16 protein-coding genes are annotated in these 16,338 nt (G+C 71.4%); 8 read left to right on the forward strand and 8 right to left on the reverse strand.

The features are described from left to right. Nucleotides 1-121 precede the first annotated feature (121 nt). From AC1DYZ_RS12310 to AC1DYZ_RS12320, 3 genes are read left to right on the forward strand one after another with little or no spacing between them, the layout of a single operon-like run. On the forward strand, nt 122-1,591 hold the full coding sequence (locus AC1DYZ_RS12310) for an MFS transporter (protein WP_477065474.1): 1,470 nt from the start codon (nt 122-124) through the stop codon (nt 1,589-1,591). Continuing rightward, complete coding sequence (locus AC1DYZ_RS12315; RefSeq protein ID WP_477065475.1) at nt 1,588-2,508, forward strand: aldose 1-epimerase family protein; 921 nt, start codon at nt 1,588-1,590, stop codon at nt 2,506-2,508. The genes AC1DYZ_RS12310 and AC1DYZ_RS12315 overlap by 4 nt, the downstream gene beginning before the upstream one ends. Next, nucleotides 2,505-3,710 (forward strand): MFS transporter, encoded by a 1,206-nt coding sequence (locus tag AC1DYZ_RS12320; protein WP_456825782.1) that lies wholly within the window; start codon nt 2,505-2,507, stop codon nt 3,708-3,710. Before AC1DYZ_RS12315 ends, AC1DYZ_RS12320 begins: the two co-directional genes overlap by 4 nt. A 10-nt stretch (nt 3,711-3,720) precedes the next feature. Here the strand turns inward: AC1DYZ_RS12320 and AC1DYZ_RS12325 are convergent, their stop codons facing one another. From AC1DYZ_RS12325 to AC1DYZ_RS12335, 3 genes are read right to left on the reverse strand one after another with little or no spacing between them, the layout of a single operon-like run. After that, complete coding sequence (locus tag AC1DYZ_RS12325) at nt 3,721-5,376, reverse strand: ABC transporter permease (protein ID WP_477065476.1); 1,656 nt, start codon at nt 5,374-5,376, stop codon at nt 3,721-3,723. Beyond that, on the reverse strand, nt 5,373-6,317 hold the full coding sequence (locus tag AC1DYZ_RS12330; RefSeq protein WP_477065477.1) for an ABC transporter ATP-binding protein: 945 nt from the start codon (nt 6,315-6,317) through the stop codon (nt 5,373-5,375). The genes AC1DYZ_RS12325 and AC1DYZ_RS12330 overlap by 4 nt, the downstream gene beginning before the upstream one ends. 26 nt (nt 6,318-6,343) lie before the next feature. Further along, nucleotides 6,344-7,006, reverse strand: a complete 663-nt coding sequence (locus AC1DYZ_RS12335; RefSeq protein ID WP_477065478.1) for a TetR/AcrR family transcriptional regulator — start codon at nt 7,004-7,006, stop codon at nt 6,344-6,346. Between the two features lie 89 nt (nt 7,007-7,095). On the opposite strand from AC1DYZ_RS12335, the gene AC1DYZ_RS12340 reads away from it, so the two are divergent. The 3 genes from AC1DYZ_RS12340 to AC1DYZ_RS12350 all read left to right on the forward strand — a co-directional run bounded on the left by AC1DYZ_RS12340 (nt 7,096) and on the right by AC1DYZ_RS12350 (nt 9,476). After that, entirely contained in the window at nt 7,096-7,401 is a 306-nt protein-coding gene (locus tag AC1DYZ_RS12340; RefSeq protein ID WP_477065479.1) for a hypothetical protein, read from the forward strand. Between the two features lie 135 nt (nt 7,402-7,536). Next, nucleotides 7,537-8,484: an alpha/beta hydrolase fold domain-containing protein gene (locus AC1DYZ_RS12345; RefSeq protein ID WP_477065480.1), complete on the forward strand. Its 948-nt coding sequence runs from the start codon at nt 7,537-7,539 to the stop codon at nt 8,482-8,484. Between the two features lie 23 nt (nt 8,485-8,507). Then, the gene (locus AC1DYZ_RS12350; RefSeq protein ID WP_477065481.1) at nt 8,508-9,476 is read left to right on the forward strand and encodes an aldo/keto reductase; all 969 of its coding nucleotides are present in this window, start codon (nt 8,508-8,510) and stop codon (nt 9,474-9,476) included. A 71-nt stretch (nt 9,477-9,547) separates the two neighbouring features. On the opposite strand, the gene AC1DYZ_RS12355 is transcribed toward AC1DYZ_RS12350, so the two are convergent. From AC1DYZ_RS12355 to AC1DYZ_RS12370, 4 genes are all read right to left on the reverse strand, one after another. Beyond that, on the reverse strand, nt 9,548-11,218 hold the full coding sequence (locus tag AC1DYZ_RS12355) for an MDR family MFS transporter (protein ID WP_477065482.1): 1,671 nt from the start codon (nt 11,216-11,218) through the stop codon (nt 9,548-9,550). Next, nucleotides 11,215-11,835: a TetR/AcrR family transcriptional regulator gene (locus AC1DYZ_RS12360; RefSeq protein WP_477065483.1), complete on the reverse strand. Its 621-nt coding sequence runs from the start codon at nt 11,833-11,835 to the stop codon at nt 11,215-11,217. Before AC1DYZ_RS12360 ends, AC1DYZ_RS12355 begins: the two co-directional genes overlap by 4 nt. A 72-nt stretch (nt 11,836-11,907) precedes the next feature. Continuing rightward, the gene (locus AC1DYZ_RS12365) at nt 11,908-12,576 is read right to left on the reverse strand and encodes a response regulator (protein ID WP_477065484.1); all 669 of its coding nucleotides are present in this window, start codon (nt 12,574-12,576) and stop codon (nt 11,908-11,910) included. Next, nucleotides 12,573-13,706, reverse strand: a complete 1,134-nt coding sequence (locus AC1DYZ_RS12370; protein ID WP_477065485.1) for a sensor histidine kinase — start codon at nt 13,704-13,706, stop codon at nt 12,573-12,575. The genes AC1DYZ_RS12365 and AC1DYZ_RS12370 overlap by 4 nt, the downstream gene beginning before the upstream one ends. A gap of 210 nt (nt 13,707-13,916) precedes the next feature. On the opposite strand from AC1DYZ_RS12370, the gene AC1DYZ_RS12375 reads away from it, so the two are divergent. Continuing rightward, entirely contained in the window at nt 13,917-14,543 is a 627-nt protein-coding gene (locus tag AC1DYZ_RS12375) for a hypothetical protein (RefSeq protein WP_477065486.1), read from the forward strand. A 17-nt stretch (nt 14,544-14,560) separates the two neighbouring features. On the opposite strand, the gene AC1DYZ_RS12380 is transcribed toward AC1DYZ_RS12375, so the two are convergent. Next, entirely contained in the window at nt 14,561-15,046 is a 486-nt protein-coding gene (locus tag AC1DYZ_RS12380; protein ID WP_477065487.1) for a MarR family winged helix-turn-helix transcriptional regulator, read from the reverse strand. 74 nt (nt 15,047-15,120) lie between these two features. On the opposite strand from AC1DYZ_RS12380, the gene AC1DYZ_RS12385 reads away from it, so the two are divergent. Next, complete coding sequence (locus AC1DYZ_RS12385; protein ID WP_477065488.1) at nt 15,121-16,338, forward strand: amidohydrolase family protein; 1,218 nt, start codon at nt 15,121-15,123, stop codon at nt 16,336-16,338.

Raw genomic sequence — 16,338 nt, forward strand, 5'->3', positions numbered from 1 at the left:
ACTCGTCGTGCACCTCACCGCCGAGGACGAACTGAGGCGTCCAGGTGGGGCGGACGAAGGAGTGTGTCGCCATGGACGCATCGACCAGCATCCGTTCCGTCGCCACCGGGCGGACGGTCCGGTGACCACCGGCGCCGTGGTCCGGTCGACGATCCCGGCCCGGCTGGACCGGCTCAGCTGGACCCCGTTCCACACCCGCATGGTCGCCGGCCTCGGTGCGGCATGGATCCTCGACGGCCTGCAGATCACGATCTCCAGCTCGGTGACCGGGGTGCTGAGCAGCCCGGAGACGCTGGGCATGAGCTCCCAGGAGATCGGCCTGATCGCCTCGGTCTACCTGATCGGCGAGATGGTCGGAGCCCTGTACTTCGGCCGGCTGTCCGACCAGCTCGGCCGCAAGCGGCTGCTCATCGTCACCCTGCTGCTCTACCTGCTGGGCACCGGCCTGGCCGCGTTCGTCACGGGCCATCACGAGGGCTGGTTGGTGTTCTTCTACGCCACCCGGTTCATCGCGGGCATGGGCATCGGCGGTCAGTACGCGGCGATCAACTCCGCGATCGACGAGATGATGCCGTCGAAGTACCGCGGGCGGGTCGACATCTGGATCAACGGCACCTACTGGGCGGGCGCGATCATCGGCTCGTTCGTGTCGCTGATCTTCCTCAACGCGTTCGCGATCAACGTCGGCTGGCGGCTCGCGTTCCTCATGGGGCCCGTGCTCGCGCTCGTCGTGATCGTCGTCGGCCGGACCCTGCCGGAGAGCCCGAGATGGTTGATGGCCCACGGTCGCGTCGACGAGGCCGAGTCGGAGCTGGCGAAGATCGAGGACAACGCGCGCCGGCATGGCCAGGAGCTCCCGGAGCTGGACGACAGCCACGCTCTCTCGCTCGTGCCCGACAAGAAGTACGGCTATCTCGTCTTCCTGAGGCTCGTGTTCCACGAGTACCCCAGGAGGGCGATCCTCGGCTCGACCCTGATGATCACGCAGTCGTTCCTCTACAACGCGATCTTCTTCACCTACGCGCTGGTCCTGACCAAGTTCTACGACGTATCGGCGACCACCGTGCCCCTCTACGGTCTCGCCTTCTCCGTCGGCAACCTGCTCGGGCCGCTGATCCTCGGCCCGCTCTTCGACACGGTCGGGCGCAAGAAGATGATCTCGGGCACGTATCTCGTCTCCGGGGTGCTCCTGGCCATCAGCGCGTGGCTGTTCGGCGAGGACCTGCTCACCGCCACGACGCAGACGGTCGTGTGGGTCGTCATCTTCTTCTTCGCGTCAGCGGGTGCGAGCGCGGCCTACCTGACCGTGAGCGAGACGTGGCCGATCGAGATCCGCGCGGAGGCGATCGCCGTCTTCTTCGCCATCGCCCAGGTCTTCGGCGCGATCGGGCCGTTCTTCTTCGGCTGGCTGATCGGCGACGGGTCGAGCCGCGACGGACTCGTGGTCGGCTACGTGATCGGCGGCCTGATCATGGTGATCGGCGGCATCGTCGAGATCGTCTATGGGATCAACGCCGAGGGGAAGTCGCTGGAGGAGATCACGAAGCCCATCACCGCGGTCGAGGCGTCGGCCGGGGGCTCGACCCCGTGACCGGTACCCCACCCTCGGGCACGCAGTACCGCCTCCGGTCGGGTGGTCACGAGGCTGTGGTCACCCAGGTCGGCGCCACCCTGCGGCAGTGCTTGCTGGACGGTCAGCCGGTGCTGGACGGCTTCGGCGTCGACGAACGGTCGCCCGACGGGCGCGGCCAGGTGCTCGCGCCCTTTCCCAACCGGCTGGCCGGCGGCCGGTACACCTTCGGTGGCCGGACGTGCCAGGTCGCGATGGACGAGCCGGAGCGCGGCAACGCCATCCACGGCATGGTCCGGTGGCTCGACTGGACCGAGGTGTCCTTCACCGAGCAGGACGTCGTGCTCGCCTGCGTCCTACGCCCGCAGCCGGGCTACGCCTGGGAGCTCAGCCTGCAGGTGGGGTATCACCTGTCCGCCGACGGGCTCACGGTCGCCTCGTCGGTGAGCAACACGGGCGTCGAGCCTGCGCCGTTCGGCATCGGGTTCCACCCGTACCTGGGCCTCGGGGTACCCGTGGAGGGGCTGGAGCTGCAGATGCCGGCGCAGAGCCACTCCCCGGTGCCGGCCGACCCCGACGAGCGGCCGACGCCCGTCGACGTGGCCGGGTCGCACCTCGACTTCCGCGCGGCGCGCGCCATCGGGCCCGAGGTCCTCGACACCGTGTTCGGTGACCTGGCACGCGGCGATGACCGGAGGGCGGTCGTCCATCTGGCCGACCCGGCCGGCGCCCGCGGCGTGCGCCTCTGGGTCGACGACGCGTTCGCGTACCTGATGGTCTACACGGCCGACGGCGTGTTCCCGGCCGAGCGGCGACGGCGGGCGGTGGCCGTCGAGCCGATGACCTGCCCACCGCACGCCTTCCGGTCCGGGGCGGACCTCGTCACGCTCGGGCCGGGGGAGTCCTGGAGCGGGGCGTGGGGGCTGACGGCGGGATGACGAGCGTCGACGCCGTCCCTCGCGCGCGGTCCGTCCTCGTCTACGGGGCCGGGCTCGTCCAGGGGCTGGCGCTCGTCTCGTTCCCCGCGGCCAGCTCGATCCTGCTCAGCCCGACGGGCTACGACCTGAGCACCAGCCAGTACGGCCTGATGTTCGTGCCGCAGGTCGTCCTGGCCATCACCGGCGCCGCGACGTCGCCGCTGCTGGCTGCCCGCTGGTCGTTGCAGCGCGTCCTGCAGGCCGGCCTGGTCTCGAACCTCCTGGCGATGCTGCTGCTGGTGCTCAGCCAGTCGGTCTCCACGTCCGCGGCCGCGTATCCCGTCCTGCTGTGCGCGACCGGCGCGCTGGGATTCGGCTTCGGGACCACGGTCCCCGCGCTGAACACGTTCGCCGCGCGGCTGACACCCGAGAACCAGGACCGGTCGATCCTCACGCTCAACGCCCTTCTGGGCACCGGGACCGCGCTCGCGCCGCTGCTCATCGCGCTGTTCCTGGCGCTCGGCGCGTGGTGGCTCCTGCCCGTTCTGGCGGCCTTCGGGCTCGCGGTCTTCCTGGTCCTGGCGGTACGGACCGCGCTGGACGCCGGCCCGACGCCGCAGCGCGCCGCCGGCGGTCGGCAGAAGCTGCCTAGCCGCTTCTGGTGGTACGCCGCGGCGGCGGTGCTCTACGGCGTGTGCGAGACGCTGTTCGGCAACTGGTCGAGCGTGTACCTCACCAGCGAGCGCGCACTCTCGGCGCAGGTCGCGTCGCTCGCGCTGGCGGCATTCTGGGCCTGCGTCACGATCGGTCGCGTCATCGTGGCCGCCCTGACCGTGCGCGTGCGGCCGACCGTCGTGTACGTCGTCCTGCCGGTGCTGATCGCCGGGTCCAACCTCGCCGTGTCGTCCGCCCACGGCGCGGTCGTCGCCGTGCTGGCCTTCGCCCTCGCGGGGTTCGCGTGCTCCGCAATGCTCCCGCTCAACCTGAGCCTCGCCGGGGAAGAGTTCCCGCGGCTCGGTGCGACGTCGTCGGGCGAGTTGATCGCGGCGTACCAGGTGGGGTACGGCGTCGCCGCGTTCGGCGTCGCGCCGCTCGAGAGCCTGACCGGCATCGGCCTGGCCGGCGTCTACCTGGTCGGCGCGGGCGTGGCGGTGGCTCTCGCGGTGATCGCCCGCGTGATCACCGCCGGAACGCCCGCGGTCACGGCCACTCAACCTGCGTGAGGAGGGGACGTCACGCAGGTTGAGTGTCCCGGCGCGTGAAGCGACCCACCCCCAGCGCGAACAGCGCGGCCGCGACGAGCGCCAGGGCGAGGACGGGAGCCCACGTGAAGGGCTCGGCCGGCTGGTACGGGGTCGCCGAGAACGGCAGCGCGTCGAGCAGCCAGCTGGGCAGGTGCAGCGCGTCGCCGGCGATGACGATCACCCACATCGCTCCCAGCACCGCCCACGGGCCGGCGATCGCGGCGCGCGGAGCCCAGCCGAAGAGCGCGACGGCCACGCCGACGAGGACCATGACCGCCGGCCAGTACGCGAGCGCCGCGAGCGCGAACGCCCCGACGTGCCCACCCTCACCGACGGACACCCCGTAGCCCCACCCGAACAGGGCGCCGCCGACGCCGAGCAGCACCGCCGAACCGACGACGGGGATGGCGAGCCGCCCGGCGGCCCATCGGGCGCGCGACATCGCTCCGGCCAGCTGGATCTCGGCCATGCCGGCCGCCTCGTCGCCGCGCAGCGCCACGGCCGACTGGACCGCGAAGACCGTCACGATCAACGCGACCAGCTCGACCAGGAGGGCGAGGAGCGGGTCGATGCCGGTGCCGCCGATGATCGCCGCGGTCTGGTCGTTCGCGTCGTCGAGCAGGTCGGTCATCGCCTGGACGACGCTTCCGAACATCAGGGCCGCCAGCGCGACCGTCACGCTCCAGCCGATGACCGGCCCGCGCTGCAGCCGCAGCGCCAGCCCGAGCGGCGACGCGTAGCGGACGGGCGCGCCGGCCGGTCCGGGCCGCTCGGCGACGAGCCCGGCACCGAGGTCGCGCCTGGCCTCGAGCCGCATCGCCACGAGACAGAGCGCGACGGCCAGGCCGAGCAGGAGGGCGAGCACCCACCAGCGGTTCGCGCCCCAGGGCTGCATCTCCTGGCCCCAGCCGATCGGCGAGAGCCACGTCAGCCGCCCGTCGCCGAGGTCGCCCAGCATGCGCAGCACGTAGAAGATGCCGAGCACCACCGACGCGATCGTGTTGGCCCCCCGCGAGGTCGTCGCGACCTGGTTGGCGACGGCCGCAACCCCGAGCGCGACGGCCGCGACGCCGGTGATCGACGCGCCCACCACCAGCGAGCCCGTGATGCCGGCGCCATCCGGGTCGAGCCCGAGCAGGATCGACGCGGCGGTGACCCCGATGCCGCACACCAGGCACAGCACGGCGTTGACCAGCCACGACGCGGTCGAGTACGCGTGCAGGCCCAGCATGCGTGCACGGAGGAGCTCGGTGCGGCCGAGCTCCTCGTCGGCCCGGCCGCTGCGCGTCACGAGGAACGCGACGCCGAACGCGAGGGCGAGGGTGCACGTCATCCAGATCTTCGTCCAGACGGCGCCGCCGAGCGTGTTCGGGGCGGCGGCGAGGCCGGTGAGCGCACGGATCGCGGGGGTGTTGGACAGCGCGGCGAAGTCGTCGAGAGCCTGCTGGGTGTCGAAGAGGGTCCGGTAGTACGCGCCGACGTACGCGAACAGTCCGACCACCACGTACACCCACACCACGAGCCGGACGCGGTTGCGCCGGACGACCAGGCGGACGGCCGTGCCGAGCCCGGCGAACGCGTCCGAGGGCGTCCGCGACTCGGCAGTGGCGGCCGGCGTGGGGGAGCGGGTCGCGGTCGCGGTCATGACCGCACCCCCTCGACGGCTGCCGTCCCGGCGGTCTCGGGCTCGGTGATCGCGTCCCCGTAGTGGCGCAGGAACAGCTCCTCGAGCGAGGGCGGGTTGGCGACGAGCGACCGCGGTCGCAGGGTCGCGACTGCCGCCAGGATGGTCGACAGCTCGGCGTCGTCGACCGCGAACGTGACGTGGCCGTCGGTCTGCTGCAGGTCGTGCACCCCGGGCAGCGCGGCGAGCCGGTCGGCGCCGCCGTCGATGCCGACGGTCACCTGTGACCGCGTGAGGTGCCGCAGCTCCGCGATGGTCCCGGCCTCGACCGTCACGCCGTCGCGGATGATCGTCACCCGGTCGGCGAGCCTCTCGACCTCCGCGAAGATGTGGCTCGAGAGCAGCACCGACCGGCCCTCGGCCTTCACCTCGCGGATCGAGTCGGTGAAGGCCGCCTCCATGAGGGGGTCCAGGCCGGAGGTCGGCTCGTCGAGCACGAGGAGCTCGGCCCGGGAGGCGAGCGCCGCGACCAGCGCGACCTTCTGGCGGTTGCCCTTGGAGTAGGCGCGGGCCTTCTTGGTCGGGTCGAGCTCGAAGCGCTCGAGCATGGCTTGCTTGCGCGCCGGCTCCAGTGGCGCCGAGAGCCGCACCAGGATGTCGATCGCCTCGCCGCCGGTGAGGTTCGGCCACAGGTTCACGTCGCCCGGCACGTAGGCGATGGACCGGTGCAGGCCGACCGCGTCGGCCCACGGGTCGCCCCCGAGGACTGTCGCCCGGCCGCCGTCGGCCCGCAGCAGGCCGAGCAGGATGCGGATGGTCGTCGACTTGCCGGCGCCGTTGGGGCCGAGGAAGCCCGTCACCTGGCCGGTCGGGACGGTCAGGTCGAGCCCGCGCAGCGCGTGCACCCGGCCGAAGCTCTTGGTGAGCCCCTCGACCTCGATGGCGTTGTCGATGCTGGTCATGAGCGTGCTTCTTCCTTCGGGGAGGGTCAGGACGGGGTGGTGTCCTGACGGTCCGGCGGCTCCCAGAGGTACTGCAGGTAGTCGTCGAGCAGCGAACGGTCCGCGAGGAAGCCCTCGGTGCCCACCTCGAGGATCGGCAGGATGAACTCGTCGTCCGCCGCCCGCATCGACGCGACGAACTCCTCCGGCGTCGCGTGCTCGGTCGTGAGGAATCGCACGAGCATCGCGCCCATCGTCTGGTAGGTCAGGTAGCGCAGCCGCGCCTCTTCGTCCCGTGACGGTCGCGCGAGGCCGCTCTCGACGCTCTGCTTCATGACGATGCGTGCGTCGTCCATGAGCCGGTCGAGGAACGTGCGCGCGGCCGGACCGCCGGCGTGGATCGCGCGCAGCAGGTAGACGACCACGGTCGGCGACGCCCCGGGGTTGGTGAGGCCGTCGAGCAGGTGTGCGCTCGGGCGGTCGACGGCGTCGGTCTTGATCTCGAGGTACCGGCGCAGGACCTCGACGTCGCACTCCTCGCGCAGGGCCTCCTTGGGCCCGAAGTGGTGCGTGATGAGTCCCGGGGAGACGCCGGCGCGCGCAGAGATCGTCCGGAACGAGGCTCCGAAGCCTTCCTGGGCGAAGCACTCGATGGCCGCGTCCCGGATCCTTGCCCGGGCGGTCAGGTCGCTCTCCCGCGCTATACGCACAACCAGCACGCTATACGCGTGACCAGCCGGAGGCAAGGGTGGCGCTGGGTGTGGTGCCGGAGGACTCTGGACAGGGATGGAGGTGCGTCATGACACGGTTCGTGCAGATCATCGACTTCCGGACCTCGCGGCTCGACGAGGTCCAGGCGCTGGGCGACGCGTACCGGGAAGCCCGGGCGGCGCAGGGCGACACGGCGGTGGTGCGGGCGGTGGTGACCGCCGACCGGGACGACCCGGGCCGCTACCTCAACATCGTCGAGTTCGACTCCTACGAGTCGGCAATGGAGAACTCGGCCCGGCCCGAGACCGATGCGTTCGCGGCCCAGATGGCGGCCCTGTGCGACGAGCCCCCCACCTTCCTGAACCTCGACGTCCGGTTCACCTGGAACGACTGAACCCCGCGCACGTGACGCCGACCGCCTGGTGGTCGATCGGCGTCGCGTGACGATCGTCGGCGTCCGGCTGCGGCACTCGACCGCCGCTGCGATGCTCGGGGTCGGCATCGACCGAGCCTCGGAGACGGAGAAGACATGACGAACGCGCCCGGCGGTGCCTCGACCGTGGAGGCGTGGGCGACCGACTTCCCCGAGAGCACCAGGCGCAGCGAGGGCATGACGGTGCTGGCCGCCGACCCCACGCCGCGGCACGGCTCGGCGTTGCTCGGGGTGGAGTACACCCGCAAGTCCGGCCGTGCGCTGCACCTGCAGGTCGTCCTGCCGCCGCTGCGGGACGACGCGGACGGGGCGCGGCTCCCTCTGGTGGTCTTCGTGCAGGGGTCGGCGTGGAAGGACCAGGCGCTGGGCCAGTCGCTCCCGGCCCTCGCCGAGTTCTCAAAGCGTGGCTACGTCGTCGCGATCGTCGAGTATCGGCCGTCCACGCTGGCGCCCTTTCCGGCCCAGGTCCGTGACGTGCGCTCCGCGCTCGGCTTCCTGCGCCGCAGCGCGGACCAGTTTCACGTCGACCCCGACCGGGTCGCGCTCTGGGGCGACTCGTCGGGGGCGCACACGGCCGTGCTCGCCGCCCTGACGGACGGGGAGCAGGAGTACTCGGACGAGCCGGTCGACGACGAGCCGCGAGGCGTGCGGTGCGTCGTCGACTACTACGGGCCGACCGACATCTCGCGCATGCACGAAGAGCCGTCCGTCCAGGACCACGTCGAACCGACCAGCCCGGAGGGCCTTCTCATCGGCGGCCACGACGTGCTGCGTCGGCCCGACCTGGTCGAGCCGACGATCCTCATGAACCACCTGGCGCCACGACGGGACCTGCCTCCCGTGCTGATCGTGCACGGCAGCAGGGACAGGTTCGTGCCGTTCGGTCAGAGCGTGCTGCTCCATGACGCGCTCGTCGAGGCCGGCCGGCCGGTCGAGCTCTACCAGCTCCAGGGCGCCGACCACGGCGGCCCACCGTTCTGGCAGGACGACGTGCTCGACATCGTGGACGACTTCCTCCGGCGACACCTCGCCCGAGACGCGTGAGACAACGAGACGGAGGAGCTCGCATGGAGTATCGCCAGCTGGGTCGTACCGGCCTGACCGTGTCCGAGATCGGCTACGGGGCGTGGGGGATCGGCGCCACCCAGTGGGTCGGCGCCCGCGAGGACGAGTCCGTGGCGGCGCTGCACCGCGCCATCGAGCTCGGCGTCACCTTCGTCGACACCGCGCGCGGCTACGGCGAGAGCGAGCGCATCGTCGGCAGCGTCCTGCGGGACCACCCGGACGTGCTCGTCGCCACGAAGGTCCCGCCCAAGAACGGGGTCTGGCCGGCACCCGACGGCCTGCACCCGGACGAGACGTTCCCCGGCGACCACATCCGCCGGAGCCTCGAGACCAGCCTCGCCACGTCCGGGCTCGAGGCGTTCGACGTCCTGCAGCTCCACGTCTGGAGCGACGAGTGGGTCGGCAAGGGGGACTGGCTCGAGACGATCGCCGACCTGCGCCAGGAGGGCAAGATCCGCTTCTTCGGCGTCTCCATCAACGACTACCAGCCCGAGAACGCGCTCGAGCTCGTCCGCAGCGGAACGGTCGACACCGTGCAGGTCATCTACAACGCCTGGCACCAGCAGCCGGAGGCGCAGCTGCTGCCCGCGTGTGCCGAGCACGGCGTCGGCGTCATCGTGCGCGTCGCCCTCGACGAAGGCGGGCTGACCGGGCGGATCACGGCGGGGTCGACGTTCCCCGAGGGCGACTTCCGCACCACCTACTTCGGCGGTGACCGGCCGGCGCAGGTCGAGCAGCACGTCGCCGCGCTCGTCGACGACCTGGGCATCGGTGCCGACGAGCTGCCCGACATCGCCCTGCGCTACGTCCTCGACCACCCCGCCGTGTCCACCGTGATCGCCGGCATGCGCACCGTACGCAACGTCGAGCGCAACGCCGCCACGAGCGACGGCCGCCGGCTGACCGACACGCAGCGTGAGGTGATCCGGCGCCATCGGTGGGAGCGGAACTTCTACCGGGCACCGCACTGATCCGTCGACCGGGGGACAGCCGAACGGCCCCGCTCCGCCGATACCGGCGGTGCGGGGCCGTTCTCTGGTTCTCAGGACGAGGAGGTCGCCAGCTCGGCGTCCCGCGCCTCGCGGGTGAACGCGTCGATCTCGTCGTCGAGCTCAGCGTCGGTGCCCAGCGCACCGGACGTCGCGCCGTCGACGTCCACCGGCTCGACCTCGACGTCGATCGACGTGGCCAGCGGCTTGTGCTTGATGAACACGAGCACGACGGCGGCGAGGATCGCGAGCGGAACCATGTAGAGGAACACCGGCGTCAGCGCGTCGTTGTAGGCGCCGACGATGATCTCGCGCACCTGGTCGGGCAGGTTGTGCACCAGGTCCGGCGTGAAGCTGCCCGTGTCGCCCGCCCCGGAGGCCGGGAGTCGCTGGGTCAGCAGGTGGGCGAGGTTCGTCGCGAACAGCGACCCTACGACGGCGGAACCGACCGACGCGCCGATCTGGCGGAAGTAGTTGTTCGACGACGTCGCCGTGCCGACGACCTTCATCGAGAACGAGTTCTGCACGACGAGCACCAGGTTCTGCATGGTCATGCCGAGCCCGACACCCATGATCGCGGTGTACGCGCAGATGACCCAGACGGCCAGGCCGGGAGTCATCGTGGAGAGCAGCAGCAGGCCCACGGCGACGAGCGACATGCCCACGACCGGGTACCACTTGTACTTCCCGGTGCGCGAGATCGCGATGCCGGAGATCACCGACGTCAGCAGCATGCCGAGCATCATCGGGACCATCAGCAGACCGGCCTCGGTGGCGCTCGAACCGGTGACCATCTGCAGGTACGTCGGCAGGAAGGCCATCGCCCCGAACATCGAGATGCCGGTCAGCAGACCGCCGAGGGTGGCGACGTTGAAGTTCCGGTTGCGGAACAGGGCGAGCGGCATGATCGGCTCGGCCGCACGGCTCTCGACGAAGACGAAGGCGACCCCGGCCACGATCGCACCGGCGATCATGCCGATGATCTGCGGCGACGCCCAGGCGTACGTGGAGCCGGCCCAGGTGGTGGTCAGCACGATGCAGGTGCTCGCGATGGCGATGAGGACCATGCCCGCGTAGTCGAGGCGAGGCTTGGCCTGCACGCGCTTGGGCAGGTGGATGAACTTGATGGCCGAGACGATCGCGAGGATGCCCAGCGGCACGTTCATCCAGAACGCCCAGCGCCAGCCGGGACCCTCGGTGAAGAACCCGCCGAGCAGGGGACCGGCGACCGACGACACGGCGAACACTGCGCCCATGATCCCGCTGTACCGGCCGCGCTCACGGGCGGGCACGACGTCGGCGATGATCGCCAGCGCCAGGATCATGAGGCCACCGCCGCCGAGACCCTGCACCGCGCGGCCCACGATGAGGCTGCCCATGGAGTGCGACAGGCCGCCGATGACGGAGCCGACGAGGAAGATCGCGATCGCGCTGACGAACAGCCACTTGCGACCGACGAGGTCGCCGAGCTTGCCGTAGACGGGCATGACGATGGTCGACGCCAGGATGTAGGCGGTCGTGATCCACACCATGTGCTCGACGCCGTGCAGCTCACCGACGATCGTCGGCAGTGCGGTCGAGAAGATCATCTGGTCGAGCGACGCCAGCAGCATCGCGATGAGCAGGCCGGCGAACACCAGCAGGACGCCCTTGTGGGACGTCCCGCTCGCCGGCTGCGAGGGGGTCAGCGGCGCCCGTTCGGCTGCCGCGGTGGTCGTGGTCACGTGAGGTTCTCCCATGCTGTGGTCAGGAGCGCGTTCGCGCGCTCCTCGATCTGGTCTGCGGTGGCGGGCTCAGGCACTGTGGCCGCCTCTTTCATGGCGCCGCGCACGGCGATGGCCGCGGCGGTGATGGCGACGTCTGCCCACGCCGTGTCCTGGTCCGTGCCGACCGCGCGGGCGGCGGCGATCTGGACCAGGGCGGCGGCGAACGCCTCCTGGGTGTCCCCGAGCTGGCGGAACGCCGCGGCGAACAGGTGGGGGTGGCGACGGAGCAGCGCACGGCGCTCGTCGCGATGTCCTCCCGCCTGCAGGCTCGAGCGGATCTGCTCGACGAAGAAGCGCACGGCGACCTCGCGCAGGCTCAGGCTCTCGCCTGTCGCCACGACGGCAGCGACCATCTGGTCGATCTCCCGCGCGTCGGGCGCGTTGAGCACCGCGTCGTCCTTCGAGTCGAAGTAGTTGAAGAACGTGCGCGGGGACACGCCGGCCGCGGCGCTGATGGCCTCGACGGTGGCGCCCTCGAGGCCGTGCTCGAGCGTCAGGTCCAGAGCGGCGTCCGCGATGCGGTGCCGGGTCTCGACGCGCTTGCGCTCGCGGAGACCGAACTCGGGTGTTTGCATAACTGCATTATTGCATGACTGCAACATGCGAGTCACTGTGTCGTCGATCACGACGGGGACGACGGCGCCGGTTCAGGCCGAGATGAGCCCGTGCTCGTAGGCGTAGATCACCGCGTGCACCCGGTCGCGGACACCGAGCTTGGTCAGCACCCGGCCGACGTGCGTCTTCACCGTCGCCTCGGACACCACGAAGGTCTGGGCGATCTCGGCGTTGCTCGGCCCGCGGGCGACCAGCTCGAGAGTCTGGCGCTCGCGCTCGGTGAGCGTGCGGAGCCGGGCGTCGTCCCTGCGGTCCCGCGCGGGCCGACGATCGAGGAACGTCTCGATCATCCGCCGGGTGACCGTGGGGGCCAGGAGCGACTCGCCCGCGTGCACGGCGTGGATGCCCGCGACGAGCATCTCGGGCTGGATGTCCTTGAGCAGGAACCCGCTCGCGCCGGCCTGCAACGCGTCATAGACGTAGTCGTCCATGTCGAAGGTGGTGAGCATGATGACCTTCGCCCGGCACCCGTCGTCGGCCGTGATCTGTCGGGTTGCCTCGATCCCGTCGACGCCCGGCATCCTCACGTCCATCAGGACTACGTCGGCGGCAAGGTCGCGGGCGCCGGTGACGGCCTCCTGACCGTCGGCCGCCTCGCCGACCACCTCCACGTCGGGCTCGATCTCGAGGATCATCCGGAATCCGCGCCGGACGAGCGCCTGGTCGTCGGCGATCAGTACCTTGGTGGGTTCCGCACTCATGCGGAGACCAGGGGAAGCGTGGCGAGCAGCTCGAAGCCGCCTTCGGGGCGCGGCCGGGCCACGAGGTCGCCGCCGTAGACCGAGACCCGCTCCCGCAGACCGAGCAGACCGTGCCCCGCCTCGGCAGGCGCGGCGACGTGGTTCCCGTCGTCGCGGATCGAGAGCGTGAGCTGCTCCGCGGTGTACCCGATCCTCACCTCGGCTCGGCTGGGGGAGACCGCGTGCCTCAGTGAGTTGGTCAGCCCTTCCTGGACGAGGCGGTAGGCCGTGAGGTCCAGGCCCGGCGCCAGCGGTTGGGCCTCGCCGGTGACGGAGACGTCGACCGGCAGCCCGGCGCTGCGGAACTGCGCGACCAGGCGTTCCAGCTGGGTCAGCCCCGGCGCGGGCTCGCGGCCGTCCACGGCGCCGTCCTCGCGCAGCACACCCACCATCCGGCGCATCTCGGCCAGGGCCTGGCGGCCGGTGGACTCCACCGTCTCGAGGGCCTCGCGCTCGACCGCCTGGTCCTCGTGGAGCCTGCGGCGCACGGCGGAGGTCTGCACCGTCATGAGGCTGACGCTGTGGCCGATCACGTCGTGCAGCTCGCGCGCGATCCGGTTCCGCTCCTCCGTGACGGCCCGGACGGCTCGCTCCTCGCGGCGGAGCCGTCGTTGCTCGGTGTTCTGGGCGCTCACGCGGAGCAACGCGCCGACCAGCCAGGCGATCACCCAGGGGGACCACCACACCACCCCGCGGGCACGGGCGGTCGCCGTGGTGGGCACGGGGTCGAGCCCGATCCACGCGACACCGAGGACGGCGATGAGCACGAGGCCCCACCACGCCGGCCTGCGGCGTTCCCAGCGAGCCACGCTGTAGGCCGCGACCATCGGTGGCACCGCCACGCCGAACCCCTCCGGAGACCCGAACACCGCCCACTCGAGGATGTAGACGCCGACGATCGCCCCGAAGACCTCGAGCGGGTAGAGCCGGCGCCCGACGAGCAGCACCGCGGCCACGCCGTAGCCGAGGGCCTGCGCCCAGTGCGGCCCTTGTAGATGAGTGGCGCCGGCCCCCGTCCACACCTCGAGCTGCCCGGCGACCAGGCACGCGCCTGCGACCAGCAGGTCGAACAGCGTGGGGCGCCGCGTCACACGCCGACGCTACCGCCGTCGTGCCGCCCCTGAAGTCCTCCGTGCGGAGGATTCGCGCGTCTGACCTGGGGATGAGGCCGGGATCGGCCTGCAGGCACCCAGATCTCGTGTCGGCGGTGGACGCGCTCGCGACGGCCCCCGACCTAGCGTCGAACCGCCGCCCGATGCGGCCGAACAGAACCTTCTGACGACAACCTGTGGAGGACACTGATGATCACTCGACGAACAGCGGGGGCCGCTCTCCTGGTCTACGCGTTGGCAACTCTCACGGCGGGCGTCCTGATCGCCGCGCCTGGCGGCGACTTCGAGCCCACGGTGGTCAGCGACTTCGTCTCCAGCGGTCACACGACGACCGCCTTCGCCGCCGCCTACCTCGGCATCCTGGGGTCGGTGGCACTGCTTCCCTTCGTGCTCTGGGCGCGTGCGGAGCTGGCCCGCTTCGGCGAGCTCGCCTGGGCCCTGGGCGTGGCCGCAGCCGCCGTCGGAGTCGTCGGCTGGTTCATCACCGGAGGGGTCGCGGTCGCGATGGCCGAGGGCGGGTCCGGCGTCAGGGCAGGAGTGGCAGCTCCGACCGTCTACGCCGTGACGGAGGTCGGCAACCTGCTCGCGTGGTGCGCTCCGGCGCTCTTCGTGGGGATCGTGGCGATCATGCTCTCCCGGGGGGCGGCGCTGCCCCGTGCGCTCCGAGTCTTCTCGGCCGTGGCCGGCGTGTGCGGCATCCTCGCACCGGCCTACTTCACGTTCTTCGTGTACCTGCTGTGGGCGGTGGTCCTCGGGATCACGCTGGTCTCACGTCGCGCCCCAGCCCTCGTGTCCACGCAGCCCGCGGCAGTCTGACCACGCGGTGGCCGGCGTCAGTCGGTGAGGCGGGCGGTCGCCCGGTCGTACCGCACGAGCAACCGGGCGAACGTCAGTCGGTCCTCGTCGGACCAGTCCCCGGTGATGTGCACGAACGCCGCCCGCTGCTGACGCCGGAATCGCGCGCGCAGGGCGTCGCCCTCGGCGGTGATCGACAGGACCGTGCGCCGGCCGTCGAGCTGGGAGGCGCGGCGCTCGAGCAGGCCCGCCGCGATGCAGTCGGAGACGGCCCTGCTGGCGGCCGAGGGGTCGATGCCCAGCTGCTCCGCGAGGCCGCCGACGGTCATCTCGTCGGACGCCTCGTCGACGATGTTGAGCACGAGGTTGCGGTTGAGGTCCTTGCGGCTCGGCGCCGGGTCGACGCTGACCTGGGTGGTCCGTCGGCGCAGCCGGGAGAACGCGGCTCCCACCTCGTCCAGGAGATGGTCCTCGTCCCAGAGGGCCGGCTCCGTCGACTTCTCGGCTTCTCGGTCGGTCTCCATGGCACGACGATAGCGCGATACTTGCGATCACGCACATATATGCATATCGTCATGCATCTACTGAGGAGGCTTCCTTGATCACCAGCATCACCCACGCCCGGGTCTTCGACGGACTGCACGTGCTCGACGCGACCACCGTCACCCTCGAGAACGACCGCATCGTCGACGTCGGCGGCCCCGTCCCGCCGCACGCCGAGGTGGTGGACGCTCGCGGTGCCACCCTGGTACCCGGCCTCATCGACGCGCACGTCCACACGTCCGCACCGGCGCTCGCCCAGGCCCTCCGGTTCGGCGTCACGACGGAGCTCGAGATGCAGGGCGCCATGACCGGCGACGCGCAGCGGCGCGTCGGGGCGGACCCCGGCCTCGCCGACGTGCGCTCCTCGGGCTTCGCCCTCACGCCCCCGGGAGGCCACCCGTCCGAGCTCTTCCCCGCCGGCGAGCGCCCCGGCGGCCCGCCGCGCAGCGACGAGCCCGCCCCCGTCATGCCGTTCGTGACGACGCCCGAGGAAGCAGTCGCCTGGATCCCGCGGCTGGTCGAGGCCGGGTCGGACTACATCAAGGTGATGATCGACGACGGAACCGTCGAAGGGCACCCCGGCCTGCCGTGCCTCGACCAGGCCACCGTCGACGCGGCGGTGGCCGAGGCACACCGCCTCGACCGGATCGTCGTCGCGCACGCGCTGACCGTCGACGCCACGATGTCCGCCGTGCAGGCAGGCGTCGACGGCCTGACCCACGTGTTCATGGACCGCCCGCACACACCCGAGGTCGTCGCCGCCCTGGCCGCGGCGAACGCATTCGTCGTGCCGTGCATCGTGCTCGACGCGTCGATGATGGGTCTCACGGGGGAGGCGTTCGCCGCGGACCCGCGGGTCTCCTCGCGCCTGGACCCGGCCTGGCTCGCCGCCCTGAGGTCGAGCATCGCCCGGTACCCCGCGGGCAACCTCGACGACGTCCTCGCCACGGTCGCCGCGCTGCACCGAGCGGGCGTCGACCTGCTCGTCGGCTCGGACGCGTCCGTGCCCGTCCCGTACCTGGGAGGCGTCGCCCACGGCGCGAGCGTGCACCACGAGCTGCAGCTGCTCGTCCGCGCCGGCCTCACGCCGGTCGAGGCGCTGCGGGCCGCCACGTCCGTGCCCGCTCGCCGGTTCGGGCTGGACGACCGTGGCCGGATCGCCCCCGGCCTGCGCGCGGACCTGCTCTTGGTCGACGGCGACCCGACCACCGACATCGCCGACACGTTGGCGCTGCGCACCGTCTGGCGCGCGGGGGTCGCACGGGCCCTCTGA

This window comes from Cellulomonas sp. P1_C4 (assembly GCF_056406355.1).

Bases quoted from the DNA above. Each gene is read 5' to 3' on its own strand.
- AC1DYZ_RS12340 (WP_477065479.1), top strand. From the start codon at position 7,096: ATGACACGGTTCGTGCAGATCATCGACTTCCGGACCTCGCGGCTCGAC.
- AC1DYZ_RS12365 (WP_477065484.1), bottom strand. From the start codon at position 12,576: ATGAGTGCGGAACCCACCAAGGTACTGATCGCCGACGACCAGGCGCTC.
- AC1DYZ_RS12320 (WP_456825782.1), top strand. From the start codon at position 2,505: ATGACGAGCGTCGACGCCGTCCCTCGCGCGCGGTCCGTCCTCGTCTAC.
- AC1DYZ_RS12330 (WP_477065477.1), bottom strand. From the start codon at position 6,317: ATGACCAGCATCGACAACGCCATCGAGGTCGAGGGGCTCACCAAGAGC.
- AC1DYZ_RS12380 (WP_477065487.1), bottom strand. From the start codon at position 15,046: ATGGAGACCGACCGAGAAGCCGAGAAGTCGACGGAGCCGGCCCTCTGG.
- AC1DYZ_RS12350 (WP_477065481.1), top strand. From the start codon at position 8,508: ATGGAGTATCGCCAGCTGGGTCGTACCGGCCTGACCGTGTCCGAGATC.
- AC1DYZ_RS12345 (WP_477065480.1), top strand. From the start codon at position 7,537: ATGACGAACGCGCCCGGCGGTGCCTCGACCGTGGAGGCGTGGGCGACC.
- AC1DYZ_RS12325 (WP_477065476.1), bottom strand. From the start codon at position 5,376: ATGACCGCGACCGCGACCCGCTCCCCCACGCCGGCCGCCACTGCCGAG.
- AC1DYZ_RS12375 (WP_477065486.1), top strand. From the start codon at position 13,917: ATGATCACTCGACGAACAGCGGGGGCCGCTCTCCTGGTCTACGCGTTG.
- AC1DYZ_RS12360 (WP_477065483.1), bottom strand. From the start codon at position 11,835: ATGCAAACACCCGAGTTCGGTCTCCGCGAGCGCAAGCGCGTCGAGACC.